Here is a 19117-nt window from a genome sequence, read left to right as displayed (position 1 = left end):
CCGCCCCCCCCCCGCCGTTCTAGGGAACGGCGGGCGGCCTCGAATAAATCCGGCGACTGCCGCTTGGTGAGCTGCCGGCCCGGATATACGCCGAACATATGGGACGCGTGACGGTGGTGGACATCCTCGTCTTCGAAATCCTTGGACCATTCCTGAAGCTGTCCGTACTTCCCGACCTGCAGCGGCAGGAGACGCTCCCTGGCCTCCAGCCACTCCTGGCGCAGCGCTTCGTCTTCTTCCAGCGTCTCGGACGCTTCAATTAGATTGGTGAGCAGGTCCCAGATCAGCATCAGATCCATCGTCGATGCTTCGCTGACCGCAGCCAGACCGCCCGCCGGCGTTCTGAATTTATGCTCCGGCGAGGTCGACGGCGAAGTGATCAGGCGGCCGCTGCCGTCGTCCTGCAGCCAATCCAGGCAGAACAGAGCCGCGTCCTTCATCACCGGGTAGGCATGTTCCCGCAAATACTTCTCGTCCCGGCTGAACGCAAAATGCTCCCACAAGTGCTGGCACAGCCAGACACCGCCCATCGGCCACATGCACCATACCGGATCGCCATGCCCGTAATCGCCTACGGGATTGGACATCGCCCAAATGTCAGAATTGTGGTGGGCGGTCCAGCCGCGGGCGTCATAGTGAGTCTGTGCCGTTGTCCCGCCATTCCGGGCCAAGTCGCCGATAAAGCGAAGCAGCGGCTCATGCAGCTCGGACAGATTCGCCGTTTCGGCCGGCCAGTAATTCATTTCTGCATTGATATTCAGCGTCCAGTTGCTGCTCCACGGCGGGCGCATCTCCTGGTTCCAAATTCCCTGCAGATTCGCCGGCTGGGTGCCGGGCCGAGAACTAGCGATCATCAGGTATCGGCCATAATGAAACAGCAGTTCCACCAGCCCCGGATCGCCGGCTCCATAGCGGACAATCCGGTCCTCTGTCGATAGTTCTTCTCCTGCCTTGCTTGCCCCAAGCGACAACTGGACCCGGTCGAACAGCGAGCGGTGATCGGCAATATGCGTTTGGCGCTGGCCCTCATAATTGCCTTGAATAGCTCTGTCCAAATCGTCCTTGGCGGCCCGTTTCTCATCTTTGCCTTGGCTTCCGGGCAGTTTATCAAAGCCGCTAAAACTCGTCGCAGCGCTGAAATAAAGGGTTGCCGCCGTCGCGCCTTGAACGCGGATGTCCGTTTCGCTGACCGCTGCGCTGCCTCCCTCCGTTACAGCCGTCAGGCGTCCTTGAAAACGCACCGCTTCCGTCTTATCCGGGTCGCCGTAAATAATGGGATCATCGCTGCGGTAATAATTAGGCCAAACCTGTTCCGGCGCGGTACCCCGGAGGACTAAGGTGCCGTCCTGCGCCTCCGTCACGCTGCGCAGCGGACTGCTGAGCGATGCCCGAAAATTCAGCTTTCCTGCCTCGCTGGAAGTCAGACGGACGACCAGCACCTGGTCCGGATGGGATACGAACATCTCCCTCGTATACACAACGCCGCGAACCGTGTATTCAACACGGGTAATGCCCTCAGCGAGATCCAGTTCTCTTTTGTAGCCAGTAAACGAAGCTTCTCCCTCCTGCTTCAACTCAATATGCAGATCTCCGAGCGGAAGATAGGACTGGCTGTAGGCACCCATCATCCCTTTCGCCGCACGGTCAGCTTCCTCGTATTGCCCGCTGCGGATCAGCTCGCGCACCCGGGGCAGTACCTCCAAAGCCTCCGGATTATTCGTGTCTCGCGGATATCCCGACCACAGCGTGTCTTCGTTCAGCTGGATCCGCTCTTCGGCCACGCCTCCGAACACCATGGCGCCAATCCGGCCGTTGCCGATCGGAAGCGCTTCCGTCCATACTGTAGCAGGTTTGTCATATTGAAGTTTCATGCTTCCCCTCCGGTTCAATAAAAAGGTTCGTATTATTCTGCTTTTTTGGTCGTGTCATAAGCCTGCTGCATGATTTCCAAATACCGCTTCAGATTTAATGCATCCAACCCTTTGACGTAGGCATCCCAGTCTTTGTCCAGGTTCTTGGCGCCGGTGACAAACTGCAGGGCATTTTGATCCACGTAGTCCTTTATATTTTGCTGAAGCATGCTTTGCTCATCGGCAGCCGCTGGATCGATCCAGACCGACCAATTGGGATAGACCTCCTTAGGTTGTTTATTCTCGTACAGGTAGGTCGCTTCCTGCAATCTGCGCTCATAACCCGAATTTTTATAAATATCGGTTTCCTGAATCCAGCCATCGCGGAATTCCCGGGTATGGTTGTACTGGGCGGTGGCTCCCCACGCACTGTTTCGCGGCTCGGAGCCTGCCGGCTGCTCCAGCGTCTTGAAGATCGGTTTCGCTTTTTCGTTCAATGGCACGTCTCCGTCTTTCGGCTTCACCCAATCCTTGCCCTCCTCGCCGTAGTTGCCCAGCAGCTGTCCCTCTTCGGTATAAATGTAATCCAGCATTTTGATGGCGGCGATTTGTACTTCTTTGCTTGCCTTGTTGGTCAGGACGAAAGTAGCGCCAGGATCGACCGGGTAATTGAACGTAGCATATGCGGCATGTGGCCCCTGCAGCGGCGGAATGGCGTCGTAATGGGAGCTGTACTTGTTGCCTTCCCCGGTATCCGTAAATATCGCCGGATGCATCGATGCTCCTGCACCCAGAAGCTCGGTTGCGGTATTGTTGCCGATCAGCTTGAACGCGTCGGCGTTCTGTGTGAATGCCCCCGGGTCAATCAAGCCTTCGGCATACAGCGACCTGGCATAGGCAAGTCCTTCCTTCCATTCCGGCTTGTTGGCCGCGATGTCTACTTTATCGCCATTCACCGTCAGATAGTATTTATCGTCATCATAGATAAAGCCGTTCATTAGAAAAGGCAGAATGTGCACGCCAAAATTTTCGATGGAACCGCTCAGAGGAACCTCGTCGGCTTTGCCGTTGCCGTTTGGATCCTTGGTCTTGAAGGCTTCCAGCACCTTCTTGAAATCTTCCGTCGTTTTAGGGACCTCCAAATTGAGCTTTTTCAGCCAGCTGGTGTTAACCCACATTTTGTTGGGGTATGAGCAGTGAAAACATTCGTTCAGCATGGTCAGCCCGTAGATGTTGCCGTCCGGAGCGATGGACATCGATTTGTAATCCGGGTGGTCGTCCAGCGCCTTCTTGATATTGGGAGCATATTGATCGATCAAATCGTTCAGGGGAAGGATCACGCCCTGCTGCCCGAACTTCACCAGATCCGATTGGGAGAACTTGTCGACCCACGGGATCAGCATGTACAAATCAGGGTAGTCGCCGCTGGCGAGGGAAATTTGGCGTTTCTCCGCCGCGCCGTCATAAGGTACCTCGGTAAACTGCAGCTTGACGTTTGCTTTTTTCTCCAGCACTTTGGTGAACAGGTTTGTTTTATAGTCGATGTTGCCGTCGGTATTGACGAACACGCTGATCGGAACGGTTCCGGTTTCCCCGCCTGTACCCGCAGATCCTCCATCCGCTCCTGAATCATTCGGTGATGCACCTCCGGAACAACCTGCAAGCACCAGCACCAGTGCAATCAAGCTGAACCAGCCTCGGTAAACACGTTTCTTCATGAACACGACACGCCCCTTTTCCATCAAAAATTGAAAAGCTCCCCTGCTAAGTCATCCACTGTTATGCGGTTTAGCCCTTAATCGAACCGATCAGCATCCCTTGAACGAAATACCGCTGAATAAAGGGATACAGGATCAGCACAGGCAGACTTGCGACCACGATGAGAGAATATTTCATCAAATAGGCAAGCTCCTGCCGCTTGACCTGCTCGCTTGCGTCCATATTGCCGCCTGAGAAATTTTGAATCAGAATGCTGCGCAGCGTTAGCTGGAGCGGATACAAATGCTGCGACTTCAGATAGATCAGCGCGTCGAAAAAGGCGTTCCACTGCGCGACCGCATACACCAGCGTCAGCACGGCCAGGATCGGCTTGGACAGCGGAATGACGACGCTGAGTAAAAAGCGGATGTCGCTGCAGCCGTCGATTTCGGCGGCATCGTTCAGCTCTTCCGGAATGGACGCTTTAAAAAAAGTGCGGGCAATAATGACCTGGAACACGAAGATCGCATTCGGCAGCAGCAGCGCCCACCTTGTATCGATCAGATGCAGGCCTTTGACGACGAGATACGTCGGAATCAAGCCCCCGGAAAACAGAAAGGTGAACGTGATGAACATCATGAGCACATTGCGTCCAAAAAACGTCTTTTTCGATAACGGATAGGCGATCGCCACCGTTAAGATGACGCTGATCAAGGTCCCGCAGCAGGTATAGAACAGCGAGTTTCCGTAGCCGACCAGTATCTGGTCGTTGCTGAAGACCGTTTTATACCCGGCAAAAGAGATATCGACCGGCCACAGCCAGACTTTGCCGGATGCAACCGCCTGCGGGCTGCTGATCGATGAGCTGACAATATAGATGAGCGGGTAAAGTACGGCAACAAGGATTAAACTGAGCAGGATGTAGGTGATACCGAGGAAAACGCGGTCCCCCGCCGATTCGCGGATTTTTCCCCTTGTCGATATGGAAGCGGTCGTCTGTACAGCAGCCATAGCCTCCCCTCCTTGTTCATTGGAATTACCATAGGCTGTTCTCGGATATCCGGCGCGAGACGGCATTGACCGCCACGAGCAGAATCAGGTTGATCACCGAATTGAACAAGCCCACGGCTGTGGCAAAGCTGTAATTGGCGTTCAGCAAACCGATTTTGTAGACATACGTGGAAATGATCTCTGAAGACTGCAGGTTTAACGGGTTCTGCATGAGATATACTTTCTCAAAGCCCAGCGACATGATATTGCCGACGCTTAGGATCAGAATGATGACGGCGGCCGGCAGAATGCCCGGAATGTCCACATGGATGATTTTTTGCAGCCTGGAAGCCCCGTCCACTTTGGCCGCTTCATAGAGCGACGGGTCCACGCCAGCCAATGCCGCCAAATAAATGACACAGGAGTATCCGGTGGTTTGCCACACTTCCGACCATACGTAAACGGATCTGAACTTCGTCGGATCGCCGAGAAAATTCGTGGATTCCATACCCATTGCATTTAAAATCACGTTCAGCAGTCCGAGCCGCGGTGCCAGAAAGATCATAATAATGGAGACCATGACGACGGTCGAAATAAAAAACGGCGCATACGTAATCAGCTGTACCGCTTTTTTGAAACGGAGGCTTCGCACCTCATTGAGCAGCAGGGCCAGAATGATCGGGATCGGAAAAGTGGCTGCCAGCTGATACAGAGACAGAAACAACGTGTTCTTGATCAGCGTCCAGAATTGCGGATTGTTAAACAGCATGTCGAAGTACTTCGTCCCCACCCAGGGGCTTCCCCATATTCCCTTGGTCACCTGGTAATTCTTGAATGCAAGCACCGCGTTAGCCATCGGGAGGTATTTGAAAAGAATAAAGAACAGGACCGGCGGTATCACCAGTAAATACAGCTGCCAGTGCTTCCTCAGACTTTTCTTGGCTTCCTTCCAATAATTTTTGGAAGTGCTCCTCTCCCGGGTCTCCGTCTGCGGCTGAACCGATACAGCCTTCACAAGCATATTCCCCCTTCACGTTACGACTCCGGAGCCGTTTGTAATGGTAGCGCTTACAGAATTCATGGTAAAATCTCCGCGCCACGACCGTAAAGGTACAATTGCAGCGAATGCATCCACAGCCCGACCGTACAATCCGCGATAAAGCGTACATTTTTCGATGAAAGCGCATTCTATCGGTACTTGATCAACGAGCGTCCCCTAATTCGGCCGCCTCCCGGAACATGCTTGGGGAGATCCCCCGGACCCGCTTGAATGCCCGCCGGAATGAATGTGCGCTGTTATAGCCGACCCTTTCGGCAATATCGTCGATTTTTAAAGCCCGGTTCAGCAGCAGCTCGGACGCTTTATCGATGCGCAGCCGTTCCAGGTAATCGAACCAATGCTCCCCCTCGCTTTCCTTGAATACCGTGGAGACATACTTTTCCGGCCTTCCAACCTGCTTGGCGATGTGGTACAGCGTCAAGTCCGCATCCCCGTACGCAGATTCAAGATAATCCTTCACCTGCTGTACCGTCTGATGATGCAGGGCATTCCTTTTCTCCTCGATCATCGAACAATAGAGGCTGATCATTTCGCCCATTTGCCCGAGAAGCCTGTCAATCCCTTCAAACGGCTGGATTTGAGCGATCCGGCACTGGAGATTCTCTGTGAACTCGGGATCATCTCCCGCCTTTTGATCCAGCAGCTTGAGCATCGTCCCCTTAAGTTCGCCGATCAACTGCTCTGTCATTTCACGGGACAGCTCCCTCTCCTGAAAATTCCGTACGGCAATGTGTTCGAGGATCCGCATCGCTTCCCTGCCATCTCCTGATTTGATCGTGTTCAGCAGCCGCGTTTCCGTTTCGATCGGATAATAAAATAGCGACGCGTCCCTGCTTGAATCCTCATACCGAATGACGCCGCCATCATCGGTGAATGCCGCATAGTCCAGAGCCTCCGCCGCTTCGCCGAACGAACGCCCGACATCCGCCAGCGCTTCGAAGGGCCTCCCCATTCCGAACTGGACAGGCATGTGATAATGGCTGAACAGCGTGCACGCCAGATCCTGCAGCCTTTGTATCACCAAAGCCTCATCCGGGGCCAGCTTGCTTGTGCGCAGCAGCAAAAAGGCAAGCTTGTCCTGACCCCAATCCGTTACCAGCATATCGGGCTCGGCCTCCACGAGGGACTGACGCACAATAAGGCGGGCCACACTGGACTCCGCAAGCGATTCGCGGCTGTCTGAACCGCCATAGGTGTTGATTTTAGCCAGGCCGGCGTAACCTGCGTCACCCTTAATGGAGACACCTGCTTGCGCGGAAGCAGCGGCCAGCTCTTCTTCGTTGTAAAATTCTCCGACCAACAGCCGTTTGATGAAAGCGTCGCGGATCAACGGCACCTGGTTGTGGAGATCTTGTTCCAGCTGTCTGTTGCTCGCAATCAGGCTTGAAATGTTTCCCGCGATAAAATCGTAATCTTGGATCCCTGTACCAAGTTCCAATCCAAGCTGTTTCTTGAGTGAATTTATCAGATTGTTGATCGGAGCGCTGCTCCGGTATGCCAGCACAAGTCCGATGACAAGTCCGGAAATCAATGAAATCGCGGTAAGTATTCCGGTGATGTTCTTGATTCGGTTCGCGTTGATCATGAGGGCGGATTTCGGGACGCCGGCTGTGTAGACCCAGCCGCTTAATTCATCCCGGATGGATATGAGCAGCATGTCATCCGCCGCACGGCTGATATCACCGGGTTTACCTGAAGGAATATTTCGGATTTTGGCTATGTCGCTGCCAGTGATCCCCTCAGACAGGACTGTTTCTCCATCATGGTTCCTGACGAATGCCCATCCTCCATACTGATTGGTTATCCCTGATAGAGATGCGGACATTTTCTTCGTATCGATCAGGACCACGACGGAGGCGAGAGGTGTATCGAAGCTGTTCAGGGGCAGGGCTTGCACGAAGGTCACCACCATTTGCTGATGTGTCTTCGTCACGTAATCGTGCTGGGGAACGACCATGCTGAGGTTGCTCTTCTCGAGAAAGTTCTTTTTCCAAGTCTCAAAGGTCATGCCTTCATAATGGTTCGATTCGTAAAACAGTTCCGGCCGGTAATAGACCGTGCTTGGCGTAAGCACCAGATGGCTGTTGCGGAGGTAGATGTAAAAATTCGAAAGGAAGTCGTTGGTCTGGCTGTAGCTTGCGATATCCCGCATCATTTTCCACAGACCGTATACGTCGTAATTCTGCTCGTCCGAATGCGAAGTCATGAGCCTGGCTAAATCCTGATTAATGGCGAGCTGTTTGGTAAAGCCCTGAACTTCCGCGAGCCTGCGCTCCATCAGATCCTTGCTCTGCTGCAGCGTCATAATGCTGGTCTTCAGGGAACTTTGCTCCGCTACATCGATCGACGTCCGGTAAGACACATATCCCGCAATCAGCGGGATCATCAGCACGATTAGATAAGACATAAGGAATCTGCGAAATACCGGCGAAATGTTCAGCCACACCTGTTTCATGGAACCACCTGACCTTTCATGGATATCGAATGAGTCAGCCGCCTGCGGCTTGTTCCTGCCAAGCACCGTAAGTTGAGAAAAACGACCGTCTTTAAAGACGGCCGTTCTCTTTAATACTCCATCCAGCTATAAGTCTACATATCTACCATCGCTTTGATGACCTTGGCAGCCGGGTCCAGCCAATGGTTAAATTGTTCAATCATATCGTCAAACGCGGTCCGGTGCGTGACGTATGGAGCGACGTGGATCCCGCCGGACCGGATCGTATGCAGCACGTGCATGAAGTCTTCGCGCGTTGCGTTGCGGCTGGCCAGCAGCGTCAGCTCCCGTTTATGGAATTCCGGATCGTGGAACCGGATATCCGCTTTGACCAATCCGACATAGACCAATCTTCCGCCATGGGCGGTATAACGGAACGCGTCAGTCATCGACTGTGCATTTCCCGTAGCGTCAAACACCACCGAAGGCAGCTCTCCGCCGCAGGCCGCCGCAATTTGTTCATCGGGATTCTGCAATGCGTTAACAAGCGCATCCGCCTCAATCCATTGCTTGCAGAAAGCCAGGCGTTCGTCATTCACATCCATCGCGAGCACATGGGCACCGATGGCCTTTGCAAAGGCCATGACCCCGAGCCCAATCGGCCCGCCCCCGATGACGAGCGCCGTCTCGCCGGCCGCCAGCCCCGATCTACGCACGGCATGGGCACCTATGGCCAGCGGTTCAATGACCGCAGTCTGGTCCAGCGTCAGCCCGTTCGTGCGAATCAAGTGGGTCACCGGAACGGCAATCCGCTCACGCATGCCGCCGTCCGTATGAACGCCAAGGACCTGCATATTCGTACAGCAGTTGGTCTTCCCGCTTCGGCAGGCAATGCATGTCCCGCAGTGCAAATAAGGGATGATGCTCACCTGATCGCCGGCTTCAAGCCCTTCACTGTTAGGGCCGATTTCCTTAATGATACCTGCCAGCTCATGGCCAAGGATTCTCGGATAAGTAAAAAACGGCTGGTTGCCGCGGAATGCGTGCAGATCGGTTCCGCAAATCCCGACCCGCTTGATCTCGACCACCGCATGCCCCGGCTCCATCACGGGCTCCGGCAGATCCAGCGCCATGTCAAATCGGCCGACGGCTGAACATATGATGCCTTTCATCTCACGCCTCCCCTATTTTTGTGTTATATTCGGGCCTTCCGCTGGTCCAGGTCCGGTTATGCACAGGTTCCAAAATGGCGAGCACTTCGCTTAGCAGACGTTCATCCACCGGCTCCTCCACCCAGGAAGCATTCCTGCGGATATTTTCCGGATTGGCTGTGCTGACCAGCGTGGTGGGAATGCTATCATTTGAAGTGGAAAACTGCACCGCGAGCTTCGCGATATCCTCCCCTTGGTCCGCGCAGAACTGTGCCGCCTTCAAACAGGCCTCCTTGATTTCCGGATCGGCCGGATGCCAGGCAGGCGTTCCCCGGGTGCTCAGCAGTCCCATGGAGATAGGTGAGGCGTTAACGAGTCCCGTATTCCTTTCCTCAAGAAGCGGCAGTAAGTCCAGCAGACTGGTGTCATTCAGCGAATAATGGCAGTAGGAAATGATCGCGTCGACATCGATTTGCGGCAGCAGCGTTTCAAACAGCGCTAGCGGCAGTCCGCATATGCCGGCAAACCGGATTTTGCCCGCCTGCTTGAGCTTTTCAAGCGCAGGTATGGCTTCCTCCAGGATCATTTGCGCCGGGACGAACTCGATATCATGGAGGAACAGAATATCCACTTCATCCACGTTCAGACGCTTCAGGCTTTCATCCAGGCTTGTCACAATCCGGTTATGGGAAAAATCGAATTCGTGCTCCCCGTAGCGTCCGGCCTTGGTTGACAGCAGGTACCGGTCGCGCGGAATGTCCTTAAGCGCCTTGCCGAGTACCGTTTCGGCTTTAGTCAAACCGTAATAAGGCGAGACGTCAATGTAATTGATTCCGCTGTCAATCGCCTCGTGAACGGTTCGCAGGCTCTCCTGCTCATCCGTGTCGCGGAATACGGAGCCTAACGAGGAGGCGCCAAAACTAAGCGCCGATACTTCCAGCCCCGTTTTTCCTAGTTTCCGGTATTTCATTTCGGTTTCACCCAACCCTTCTATTCAGTCATTTCCCCCGCAGCGATGCGTGTCATCTTGTCTCATTCTTCAGCCGGTAAAATGCTGCGGCATTGCCCCCGAACAATTTCAAACTCTCATCTGCCCCCCAATTCGGTGGAAGCGTCTTCATAAGAGCATCCACGACACCGTCGTAGCTCGAAGCCATCAGGCATACCGGCCAGTCGCTGCCGAACATTACCCGGTCTGCGCCAAAACAGTCCAGAACATGACGGACATAAGGCATAAGCTGATCCGGCTTCCAGCCGTCATGGTCCGCCTCGGTCACCATGCCGGACAGCTTGCAGTACAGGTTCGGGTAAGACGCCAGCCTTTTCATGTAACCGGCCCAAGGCTCCATTTCCCCTGCTGCGATTCGCGGTTTCGCCAGATGGTCGATCACCGCATGCAGATCCGGAATTTGCTCGATCAGCCGGACCAGCGTATCCAATTGATCGGACCGGACGAGCAGATCGACCGGAACGCCAAGGCTCGCATAGTGTTTGAGCGAAGCTGCGTATGAAGGTTCCAGGATCGCATCTGCATCCTCCATATCCTGGATCATGAGGCGGAAGCCGACGAATTTGGGATGCTGCGCGAAGCGCTCAAAATGGCCCTTGTGATCATCATCCGCGAGATCCATATATCCGACCACGCCCAGAACCCGATCATCGTGTGCCGCGAGTTCAAGAATATAATCGGTTTCTTCATACGTTGGTGCGGCCTGCACGAGGATCGTTCCGTCGAGATGATGTTCTGCCAGATGCGGAAGCAGATCCGACGGCTGATAATCCCGGTACAGGACAGGAATGGACGGCGTAATCCAGCCATAGTCGTCCCGGGCGATACTCCAGTAATGCTGGTGAGCGTCTATTCGCATTGCAATTCCCTCCATTCATGTAAACCGATGTTCTTTTCTCAATATAACAACTATGGATCGGTTCTAAAAGAACGAAATCTTGCACAATCATATCCGATTTTGATATCTTCAAGACAACGAACCCATTTGCTGACCCTCCTTATCTGTTTTGAATCGTTTACGGAAGGTGAAGGTTCGGCTGATGGTTCCCAATACGCTCAAGGGGCAACGCTATGAATCCCATTCGCAAACAATTTGACGCGCAGCCGGAATTTCCTTTCTCATTCAATTACCGCGACCGCAAGACGGCGCAGCTGGAGCTGCCGCATCACCTTCACGATTGGCATGAGCTGGTGTATGTCCACTCAGGTATGGGCTCCTTTTTTATCGACCGGACGATTTACGAAATGCGCCGCGGGGATCTGTTTATTATCCCCGGCAGCACGATCCACCAGGCGTTTCCGGACAAAGACGATCCGGTCACGTCCACTGCCGTGTTTTTTAGTCCCGAACTCGTCCGGCAAACTTCTTTGGGAGAATCCTTTTCTTACTTACAGTGCTTTGACAGCTGCAGTTCGAACCATGCTTATAAGCTGGAATGCCCCGCTGCGCTGGAGTCGCAGCTCGAAGACAAGCTGGCCGCCATTCAGTCCGAGCTCACGGGGCAACCCCCGGGCTACCGCCACTCGATCGTGCTTTACGTTCAGTATCTATTGCTGCTGATCCACCGGGAACAAAGAGCCGGGAGCAGCGGCTCGCGCAGCCCGTTCGTTGGTCCGAACTGGATGCGGCAAAGCTTGCTGTATATCGATGGGCATTACTGCGAGCAGATCAGCCTAAGCTCTTTAAGCCGGCTCGCTTCCGTTAGCTCCGCCCATTTCAGCCGTGTGTTCAAACAGTTGACCGGGATGAGCGTAACGGATTACATCAACGTCAAACGGGTGATCCGGGCTAAAGAGCTGCTGCTTCACACCGACGACAGCATCAGCAGCATCGCCCCGGCCTGCGGGTTTGACAGTATGCCTCATTTTCACCGGAAATTCAAACAGATTGTCGGCCTGACTCCTTCGCATTACAGGCATAACTCTACGACAGCCCGATAGAAAGCACCGCTCATTGAAATAACAGAAGCACCCATCGGCGGGAATTTGCCGGAACAACAAAATAACCCCTGCTTAAACCTTAAGGTTCAAGCGGGGTTCCGGATACGGCCTATTGAATTGGAGAACGCTTAGGATTGGGTAGATACGGACGGTGCAGTAATCATCCAACGGACACCAAACCGGTCCGTAAGTTCGCCCAGGTACAACCCGAACGGCTGCTGTTCAAACGGATAGATGACGTGACCTCCGTCGGCAAGCTTCGAGAATGCCTCGCGGGCTTCGTCTGACGAAGGGTAGTCGATATTCAGAGACATATTGTTGCCTTGAAGATTCGATTCCATGGAGTCCGACATAAAAATATAGTTGCCTCCGGCGACCGATAAGCACATATGAATCACTTTATCCTGCAAGTCATTCTGGACTCCCATCGACTCCCCATGAGTGATAACGGATTCCAAGTTGCCGCCAAGCGAACGGATATAGAAATCCGCCTGACTTCTTGCTTCTTCCGAGTAAATAAAAGGTTTCAGTACGCCCATCTTGATTACTTCCTTTCCCTATGTATTGTTAACTCTTCCAGATCAGCGTATCACAGCGGATCACCTTCCGTTTCTTACTGATTGCTAACTTGGAATATGGCGGTGCGGTGCTTAGACGCAATGCCGGAATCTAAATAAAATGCTGCAAAATAAAAAGGAACACTTCGAAGGTGATTCGAAGTGTTCCTTTTGAACATTACAAACAGCTATACATTCCGATGTTCTTCGCTCATTGAATAGCGGACTTCATGATCGATAAACTCGTGGGACCGGTCTGCCGCCATAATGCCGTGATAACTGATGTCGAGGCCGATTTCCTCTTCCTCCTCGCTGGAACGAACAGGGACGAGGAGACCGATCAGCTTAAGGCCGACCCAAGTAAGGACAAAACCCCATGCCGCCAGCGCAGCCAGTCCGAGCGCCTGGACGCCAAGCAAATGCCAGCTGCCGCTGTAAAAGAGGCCGCCGTCTGTCGCGAACAGACCAACGGCAAGGGTTCCCCACGCACCGGATACGGCGTGGACCGGGAAGGCGCCGACGGGATCGTCAATCCGGCGTCCCTCCAACCAGCTCGTTGCCGCCATCATAAGCAGTCCCGAGATCGCACCGATCAGGATGGCGGCGCTGTCGCTGACAAAAGCGCATCCGGCCGTAATTCCGACCAGACCTGCCAAGGAGCCGTTAATCACGGATGGTGCGTCGGAGCGCTGGTAGCGGAACAGCGTATACACCAGTGTGACCGCTCCGCCGGATGCGGCAGACAGCATCGTTGTCAGCGCAATATGTCCGATGCGGACATCGGTTGCACTGAGCGTGCTGCCCGCATTGAAGCCAAACCAGCCAAACCAGAGAAGGAAAGCCCCTACCGAAGCGAGTGGCAGGTTGCTGGGCAGGGCGATCGTGCTGGCACCCGCTTTATTGAATTTCCCTTTCCGGGGACCTACGATCAGCGCAGCCGCCAGGGCCGAGAAGCCGCCGAGCGCGTGTATGACGGCAGAGCCGGCAAAATCCTGCATGCCTAGCTTCGTCAGCCATCCGCCGCCCCAGGCCCAGTGGCCGCCGATCGGATAGATCAGGCCGGTCATCAGGACGATGTACAGCAAATAGGCTCTAAAATTGATCCGCTCGGCCACAGCACCCGAAACGATCGAGATAACGGCGATGGTGAAGGCCGCCTGGAACAGCCAATACGTATCCAGCGATACCGGCAGCTGGAGGTGGGATAAATCGCCCCCAAGGACAAATCCGCTCGTCCCGATGATCCCTCCGGCGTCCTTTCCGTACATGAGCGCAAATCCGAATACATAAAAAACCAAGGTGCCGATCGTGATATCGGCGAACACCTTCATAATAATGTTGACGCTGTTCTTGTAGCGTACAAATCCTGCCTCAAGCAGGGCGAACCCGCCCTCCATCAACAGAATCATAGCGGCGCTGAGAACGACCCATACGGTATCCATTCCCGTACCTAAAGATTCAAGCGTTAAATTCATTCCTGTGAAGCCTCCATTTCCTGAAGCAGTCTGATTTCCCGGATCAGCTCAGGAGACAGAAATACCTCGTTCGAATCCCTTATCGGTAAACGCAGCTTATCAAGCACCTGATCCAGTTCCCGAATACTGCGCTTTATCGCGTCGATCTTCTTGAACCGTTCTTTGACATGGACCATATACTCAACTGCCTGATGATGGCTGGCTGGCCGCCCTGTAAACAAGCGCCGGATCGGGGACATGGATTGATACAACGCCTCTTCCGCCCGGCGTTTCTGCTCGTATTTATCGATTTTGTTTTTTAACTCTTCTACGTCTTCTTCTTTCTTCGCTTTAACGCGTTCAAGTAAAATAAATAATTCCTGTTCCGGCATATCAAAACTGATATTGCGGTACACTTCATCGATAATTACCATGTCAGGTCTCCTTACACGTCGGGTCACTTTAGTTGATTATATGGTCATTAAACGTAGAAGTCAATAGATTGATAGAGAAAAACACCTCTGCTGGCAAAAAAGCTTTCATGAAGTATTTCTACTCGTTTTGTCCTATAGTTACCTCCTGAATCAATAAACTTTATCGTTTAAACGCCCCCCCGTAAGACACACCTCGATCAGCAAAAAACAGCTGCATCAGCAGCTGTTCCCTGTTCATTTCGATTTATAAAAGGCGGGTGATTGCCGTCTTACAATTGGCGCTAAACTTGGCAGAAATCCTCGATGATTTGCCGCTTCATAGCCTCGACCGGAAATTGCTCCGGATAAGTCGAGATCATGAGCATGATTCCCTGCAGTGCGGAGGAAAAGTACAATGACCTCGCCACCGGGTCGGATGCTCCCAGTTTTTCGAACATGCGGCACTGGATTTGAAACTGGCGGGCACTTTCCTCAATCAGGAGCTTTCCGTATTTGGCGACGGTTTCATCGGCTTCCGGCTGGGTCTGCAGATGCAGATAGAACCGGAACACCTCGGGAGAACGCCGCACATTATCGACGGCCCCTTCTACGATATGTTTCAGCTGCTCTGCCGGCGTCTCCAATGCCTCTGCCTTCTCCATGACCTGTATCAATTCCCCGATTCTGGCTTCGACCATGGCACTGAGCAATTCTTCTTTCCCTTTGTAGTAGTTGTATAGAAGCCCTTTGGACACGCCGGCGTGTTTGGAGACGTCATCGATCGAGGTGGCATGGTAACCTTTTCTCATAAAAAGGTCTATGGCTGCTTCCCGGATCTTCGCCTTGGCCTGCTGACGTATTCGTTCATTCTCTTCCTGGGTGCGCGGCATTTAACGTCTCTCCTCCAAAAACTCGGTAATATAGCTGTACATCATCTCCGGATGGGTTAAGGGCATCATATGGTCCGCCCCCGGAATTTGGACATAACGAACATTCGGCAAGCTCCGGAACAGCTCTGCGACGCGTTCATTATCCGGGATCTCATTATCGCCGATCATAAACAGGGTTCTTATGTGAAGGTCTTCCAATCGGCCGATGGCTGGAGGCTGCGGCCAAACGGATTCGAAGCTCCCCCACTCGGCCGTTTTGGCCAGGTGATGCCTGAACATGTCAATCATCAAGCGGCGCTGCGGACTGGACATCACGATCCGGTACAGCGGAGCGCTGAACGCAAGCTCCATGATTTTATCGGCATCGGGGGCGGCCGCGTTCACCTCACTCATCCAGCGCTCAAACTCCGGTGATGGCTTATAGCCCGTCAACGATGGGCCGATGAGCACCAAGCCCGAAACACGATTCGGGTATTGAAGGCTGAAGTCAGTGGCGATTTGGCCGCCTCCTGAATGGCCGATGAGGACGGCGGTATCCAGGTGAAGGTCATCCATCAGCTCGCGCAAGTCCTCAACGTAGTTCGCCGGTTCCTTGGGAGAAGGAGATTTGCCTGCACCCCGGCCGTCATAAGTAATAGTCTGGTATTCTTTGGCGACTAATGGCGCCAGGATGACCACAGCCTGCTGTCCGTCCCGCCGCTGTGTATAAAAATGACGGGTTTTCCACTGCCATGAATCTCATAATACAAATCCATCCCGGATCCCTCCATCCATCATTTACCTGATCTTGCCATCATATTACTATTGGTTGAACGGTTAGTCAATGAAAAAAACGCCGACCCATTGGGTTCAGCGTATGAGGTTCAGCATATCATCATCTCTGAGCTTTATTCGTCATTCCCAGCTCCCTGCAATCCATATCCAGAGGAATCAACGCAGCTCCTGCGCGATTTCCCAGATGTGTCCGCCCGGATCCTGGAAACTTGCCGTACGTATTCCCCATGGGCGGTCCATCGGACCGTTCAGCAGCGCAACGCCGGCTGAATTCAGCTCTGAACACAACGCGTCCACGTCATCAACACGGATCGTGAACACAAACCTCGCTCCTGCCCCGCGGTCTGCCACTGGAGCCGGATGCGTAAGCTCGTCCGCTTCGGTTATTTTCAGCAGATTGACGCTCATGTTCCCGAAGTTATAAACTGCCGAGTTGTCGTCCTCGTAGACGGAGGAAAGGCCGAATACCCGCTCATAGAATGATTTGGCCTCCGGAAGATCTTCCACAAACAACGTGATGACATCGATGTTTTTGGCTCCCCATTGATTCATCGTCCATCTCTCCCTTTTGAAATGTGATCAGAAACACTCGTTCTCATGCTGATTCTATCAAATCATCATGAGCCGGATTTATTCCCGATTGCTATTCTTGCGTAATAAGGGAATACATTCGATCGGGAACAACAATAAAGCGCACAGGCTCGCCTGTACGCTTTAACAGCATTGTCGTTATTTTTCCTCCAGCTCATCGGGCACATCATACTTATTAATATGCGAAGTCATGGCCGCGACGGCATCACTGGCATCGGTCGTAGCAGGCACTTCGCGAACCACATCATCGGTGACGTCATAGTCGTTCAGCCGATCTGCCTCTTTTTCATTTTGTTTTGGCACTTCTTTCATCGCAATTCTCTCCTTTTTATCCCAGAAAATGATCCTGCTCCTCTAACGAATACAGCGGTACTTCCCGCTCAGCTTCCGGATTGTCGAGCGGATAGACACGTGCGGTTTCGCTAAGCTCGTCCACATGCTGTATATAGATGGGGGTTCCATCCAGCAGTACGTTTGCCATGACTGGCGAGGACGCGATTTCCTGCGCTCTTTGAACGTTCATTTTGTGTAATGCCTCCAAATGTTGAGTAGAGTTCGCTTATACTATGTACGGGGGCATGCGGTGTTATGCATCGCGCTCCCCGGAAACAAAAAAACCGCGACATCCGCGGTTTGCTGTCATACATGTTTTGTATCAGAAATCAGAATCCTTTGCCTCCGATCGGCCGAACCTTGATGCCGCCGGCTTCAGCAATGAGATGCCTGCAGCGTCCGATGAGCTCCAGCACCTTCTCATTCTTCAACGAGGCCGCGTGAGCCTCCTTGCTTTCCCATAGTTCCGTAATCCAAAGATCGTCCGGATTGTCCTCCGCTTCATGCAGGATATAATAGATGCAGCCTTCCATATCCTCCAGCGTCCCGCTGGACTCCAGCATCATTCTCGCGAGCTCATCGCGCTGTCCCGGCTTTGCCGTCAGTTTGCCGAACATGGCGTATTTTTCCATTCTCATCCTCCCCTTCATCACAACTCATACATGTGATTCATTCACTCGCATCTATCATCAGTATAGACGATAATACTGACAGATACGGTCAGTGATTGTGAGAACTTGTCCTAAAGTTCGTGTAAACAAATAGAAAAGGACCGGATACACCGATCCGATCCCTGTACTTGTTACTTGGCTTGAATATATCCTTCTTCCTTCAGCAGTTCGGCAATCAGCACAGCCCCGCCTGCGGCGCCGCGCAGCGTATTATGCGAAAGACCCACGAATTTGAAATCATAAATGGAATCCTCGCGCAGTCTGCCTGCCGAAACGCCCATGCCGCGTTCAATATCGCGATCCAGCTTCGTCTGCGGCCGGTTTTCTTCCTCAAAATACGTAATGAACTGCTTCGGTGCGCTTGGAAGGCCCAATTCCTGAGGTCTTCCTTGATACGCACTCCAGCGCTCAATAATTTCTTCCTTCGACGTCTTTTTCTCAAAAGAGACGAACACGGTCGCCAAATGCCCGTCTGTCACAGGAACGCGGATGCACTGGGTCGTGATGATCGGAGAGGACGCCTTCACGATTTGCCCGTTGTCGATGCTGCCCCAAATGCGCAGCGGCTCCTGCTCGCTCTTCTCTTCCTCACCGCCGATGTAAGGGATGACATTATCCAGCATTTCCGGCCAGTCCGTAAAGTTTTTGCCTGCGCCGGAGATGGCCTGGTAAGTCGACGCAACCACCTGAGTCGGTTTAAAATCAAGCAGCGCGTTCAGCTGCGGCACATAACTCTGAATCGAGCAGTTCGGTTTGACCGCGATAAACCCGGTTTTGGTACCGAGCCGCTGTCTTTGCGCTTCAATGACGCCGATGTGACCTGGATTGATTTCCGGAATCACCATAGGCACGTCAGGCGTCCACCGATGTGCGGAGTTGTTTGATATAACAGGCGTACCCGTTTTGGCATACGCTTCTTCAAGCGCTTTGATTTCGTCCTTCTTCATATCTACGGCGCAGAAAACAAAGTCAACTCCCGAAGCAACCTCTTCGACCTTCGAAGCGTCCTGAACGACAATTTGCTTGACGTCCTCAGGAATCGGCGTTGCCAGTTTCCATCGTCCCTGCACCGATTCTTCATAGGTTTTTCCGGCGGAACTGCTGCTTGCCGCAATCGCGGTCACCTGGAACCAAGGATGCTGATCCAAGAGCTGTACGAAACGCTGGCCAACCATACCGGTTCCACCGACAATACCGACTTTAAGTTTTTGTGACATGAGTGATTCCAATCCTTTCGAAGTAGAGTATGAGATGTTGTCTGCTAAACAAATACTATGGTGACAGGCGTGGCTCGTTAAACC

General features: G+C 53.1%; 19 protein-coding genes. 1 reads left to right on the top strand and 18 read right to left on the bottom strand.

From position 1 onward, the window contains the following. The 8 genes from BCV73_RS11035 to BCV73_RS11000 all read right to left on the bottom strand — a co-directional run. A partial coding sequence (locus tag BCV73_RS11035; protein ID WP_256993136.1) for a glycoside hydrolase family 95 protein occupies nucleotides 1-1871 on the bottom strand: 1871 nt, incomplete at its 3' end. A 32-nt stretch (nucleotides 1872-1903) separates the two neighbouring features. Next, nucleotides 1904-3568 (bottom strand): ABC transporter substrate-binding protein, encoded by a 1665-nt coding sequence (locus tag BCV73_RS11030; protein ID WP_089550201.1) that lies wholly within the window; start codon nucleotides 3566-3568, stop codon nucleotides 1904-1906. Nucleotides 3569-3638: 70 nt separating this feature from the next. After that, the gene (locus tag BCV73_RS11025; protein ID WP_076166224.1) at nucleotides 3639-4559 is read right to left on the bottom strand and encodes a carbohydrate ABC transporter permease; all 921 of its coding nucleotides are present in this window, start codon (nucleotides 4557-4559) and stop codon (nucleotides 3639-3641) included. A gap of 25 nt (nucleotides 4560-4584) precedes the next feature. Further along, nucleotides 4585-5439, bottom strand: coding sequence for an ABC transporter permease (locus tag BCV73_RS11020; RefSeq protein ID WP_076169336.1), 855 nt, complete (start codon nucleotides 5437-5439; stop codon nucleotides 4585-4587). Nucleotides 5440-5740: 301 nt separating this feature from the next. Then, on the bottom strand, nucleotides 5741-8053 hold the full coding sequence (locus BCV73_RS11015; protein WP_089547118.1) for a helix-turn-helix domain-containing protein: 2313 nt from the start codon (nucleotides 8051-8053) through the stop codon (nucleotides 5741-5743). Nucleotides 8054-8187: 134 nt separating this feature from the next. Next, the gene (locus BCV73_RS11010; protein ID WP_089547117.1) at nucleotides 8188-9204 is read right to left on the bottom strand and encodes a zinc-binding alcohol dehydrogenase family protein; all 1017 of its coding nucleotides are present in this window, start codon (nucleotides 9202-9204) and stop codon (nucleotides 8188-8190) included. 1 nt (nucleotide 9205) lies between these two features. Next, the gene (locus BCV73_RS11005) at nucleotides 9206-10153 is read right to left on the bottom strand and encodes an aldo/keto reductase (protein WP_089547116.1); all 948 of its coding nucleotides are present in this window, start codon (nucleotides 10151-10153) and stop codon (nucleotides 9206-9208) included. 52 nt (nucleotides 10154-10205) lie between these two features. Then, nucleotides 10206-11051, bottom strand: a complete 846-nt coding sequence (locus BCV73_RS11000) for an amidohydrolase family protein (protein WP_179231955.1) — start codon at nucleotides 11049-11051, stop codon at nucleotides 10206-10208. Between the two features lie 212 nt (nucleotides 11052-11263). On the opposite strand from BCV73_RS11000, the gene BCV73_RS10995 reads away from it, so the two are divergent. Further along, nucleotides 11264-12133: an AraC family transcriptional regulator gene (locus BCV73_RS10995; protein WP_089547115.1), complete on the top strand. Its 870-nt coding sequence runs from the start codon at nucleotides 11264-11266 to the stop codon at nucleotides 12131-12133. A 128-nt stretch (nucleotides 12134-12261) separates the two neighbouring features. Here BCV73_RS10995 and BCV73_RS10990 read toward each other — a convergent pair whose 3' ends face one another. From BCV73_RS10990 to asd, 10 genes are all read right to left on the bottom strand, one after another. After that, a complete protein-coding gene (locus BCV73_RS10990) occupies nucleotides 12262-12672 on the bottom strand; it encodes a VOC family protein (RefSeq protein ID WP_089547114.1) in 411 nt (136 codons plus the stop codon). Nucleotides 12673-12878: 206 nt separating this feature from the next. Continuing rightward, nucleotides 12879-14165 (bottom strand): ammonium transporter, encoded by a 1287-nt coding sequence (locus BCV73_RS10985; RefSeq protein ID WP_089547113.1) that lies wholly within the window; start codon nucleotides 14163-14165, stop codon nucleotides 12879-12881. Next, a complete protein-coding gene (locus BCV73_RS10980; RefSeq protein ID WP_076166245.1) occupies nucleotides 14162-14578 on the bottom strand; it encodes a hypothetical protein in 417 nt (138 codons plus the stop codon). Before BCV73_RS10980 ends, BCV73_RS10985 begins: the two co-directional genes overlap by 4 nt. 281 nt (nucleotides 14579-14859) lie before the next feature. Then, nucleotides 14860-15447 carry a TetR/AcrR family transcriptional regulator gene (locus tag BCV73_RS10975; protein ID WP_089547112.1) on the bottom strand — a complete coding sequence of 196 codons (588 nt, stop codon included), beginning with the start codon at nucleotides 15445-15447 and terminating at the stop codon, nucleotides 14860-14862. Then, nucleotides 15448-16125: an alpha/beta fold hydrolase gene (locus BCV73_RS10970; RefSeq protein WP_343219893.1), complete on the bottom strand. Its 678-nt coding sequence runs from the start codon at nucleotides 16123-16125 to the stop codon at nucleotides 15448-15450. A 252-nt stretch (nucleotides 16126-16377) separates the two neighbouring features. Then, nucleotides 16378-16773, bottom strand: coding sequence for a VOC family protein (locus tag BCV73_RS10965; protein ID WP_089547111.1), 396 nt, complete (start codon nucleotides 16771-16773; stop codon nucleotides 16378-16380). A 177-nt stretch (nucleotides 16774-16950) separates the two neighbouring features. Beyond that, a complete protein-coding gene (locus BCV73_RS35020) occupies nucleotides 16951-17124 on the bottom strand; it encodes a hypothetical protein (protein WP_167372827.1) in 174 nt (57 codons plus the stop codon). A gap of 16 nt (nucleotides 17125-17140) precedes the next feature. Continuing rightward, a complete protein-coding gene (locus BCV73_RS10960; protein WP_076166259.1) occupies nucleotides 17141-17335 on the bottom strand; it encodes a small acid-soluble spore protein H in 195 nt (64 codons plus the stop codon). 139 nt (nucleotides 17336-17474) lie between these two features. After that, nucleotides 17475-17777 carry a putative quinol monooxygenase gene (locus BCV73_RS10955; protein ID WP_076166262.1) on the bottom strand — a complete coding sequence of 101 codons (303 nt, stop codon included), beginning with the start codon at nucleotides 17775-17777 and terminating at the stop codon, nucleotides 17475-17477. A gap of 170 nt (nucleotides 17778-17947) precedes the next feature. Continuing rightward, nucleotides 17948-19033, bottom strand: coding sequence for an aspartate-semialdehyde dehydrogenase (gene asd / locus BCV73_RS10950; protein ID WP_089547110.1), 1086 nt, complete (start codon nucleotides 19031-19033; stop codon nucleotides 17948-17950). Nucleotides 19034-19117 lie beyond the last annotated feature (84 nt).

The organism is Paenibacillus sp. SSG-1 (assembly GCF_002224835.1).
Lineage (GTDB): Bacteria > Bacillota > Bacilli > Paenibacillales > Paenibacillaceae > Paenibacillus_AQ > Paenibacillus_AQ favisporus.
The sequence above is the reverse complement of the archived record's forward strand: the minus strand, read 5'-3'. Positions and strand labels throughout refer to the sequence as shown.

Bases quoted from the DNA above. Each gene is read 5' to 3' on its own strand.
- BCV73_RS10975 (WP_089547112.1), bottom strand. From the start codon at position 15,447: ATGCCGCGCACCCAGGAAGAGAATGAACGAATACGTCAGCAGGCCAAG.
- BCV73_RS35020 (WP_167372827.1), bottom strand. From the start codon at position 17,124: ATGAAAGAAGTGCCAAAACAAAATGAAAAAGAGGCAGATCGGCTGAAC.
- BCV73_RS10990 (WP_089547114.1), bottom strand. From the start codon at position 12,672: ATGGGCGTACTGAAACCTTTTATTTACTCGGAAGAAGCAAGAAGTCAG.
- BCV73_RS11015 (WP_089547118.1), bottom strand. From the start codon at position 8,053: ATGAAACAGGTGTGGCTGAACATTTCGCCGGTATTTCGCAGATTCCTT.
- BCV73_RS10995 (WP_089547115.1), top strand. From the start codon at position 11,264: ATGAATCCCATTCGCAAACAATTTGACGCGCAGCCGGAATTTCCTTTC.
- BCV73_RS11000 (WP_179231955.1), bottom strand. From the start codon at position 11,051: ATGCGAATAGACGCTCACCAGCATTACTGGAGTATCGCCCGGGACGAC.
- BCV73_RS11005 (WP_089547116.1), bottom strand. From the start codon at position 10,153: ATGAAATACCGGAAACTAGGAAAAACGGGGCTGGAAGTATCGGCGCTT.
- asd (WP_089547110.1), bottom strand. From the start codon at position 19,033: ATGTCACAAAAACTTAAAGTCGGTATTGTCGGTGGAACCGGTATGGTT.
- BCV73_RS10980 (WP_076166245.1), bottom strand. From the start codon at position 14,578: ATGGTAATTATCGATGAAGTGTACCGCAATATCAGTTTTGATATGCCG.
- BCV73_RS10965 (WP_089547111.1), bottom strand. From the start codon at position 16,773: ATGAATCAATGGGGAGCCAAAAACATCGATGTCATCACGTTGTTTGTG.
- BCV73_RS11010 (WP_089547117.1), bottom strand. From the start codon at position 9,204: ATGAAAGGCATCATATGTTCAGCCGTCGGCCGATTTGACATGGCGCTG.
- BCV73_RS10985 (WP_089547113.1), bottom strand. From the start codon at position 14,165: ATGAATTTAACGCTTGAATCTTTAGGTACGGGAATGGATACCGTATGG.
- BCV73_RS11025 (WP_076166224.1), bottom strand. From the start codon at position 4,559: ATGGCTGCTGTACAGACGACCGCTTCCATATCGACAAGGGGAAAAATC.
- BCV73_RS11030 (WP_089550201.1), bottom strand. From the start codon at position 3,568: ATGAAGAAACGTGTTTACCGAGGCTGGTTCAGCTTGATTGCACTGGTG.
- BCV73_RS10955 (WP_076166262.1), bottom strand. From the start codon at position 17,777: ATGGAAAAATACGCCATGTTCGGCAAACTGACGGCAAAGCCGGGACAG.
- BCV73_RS10960 (WP_076166259.1), bottom strand. From the start codon at position 17,335: ATGAACGTTCAAAGAGCGCAGGAAATCGCGTCCTCGCCAGTCATGGCA.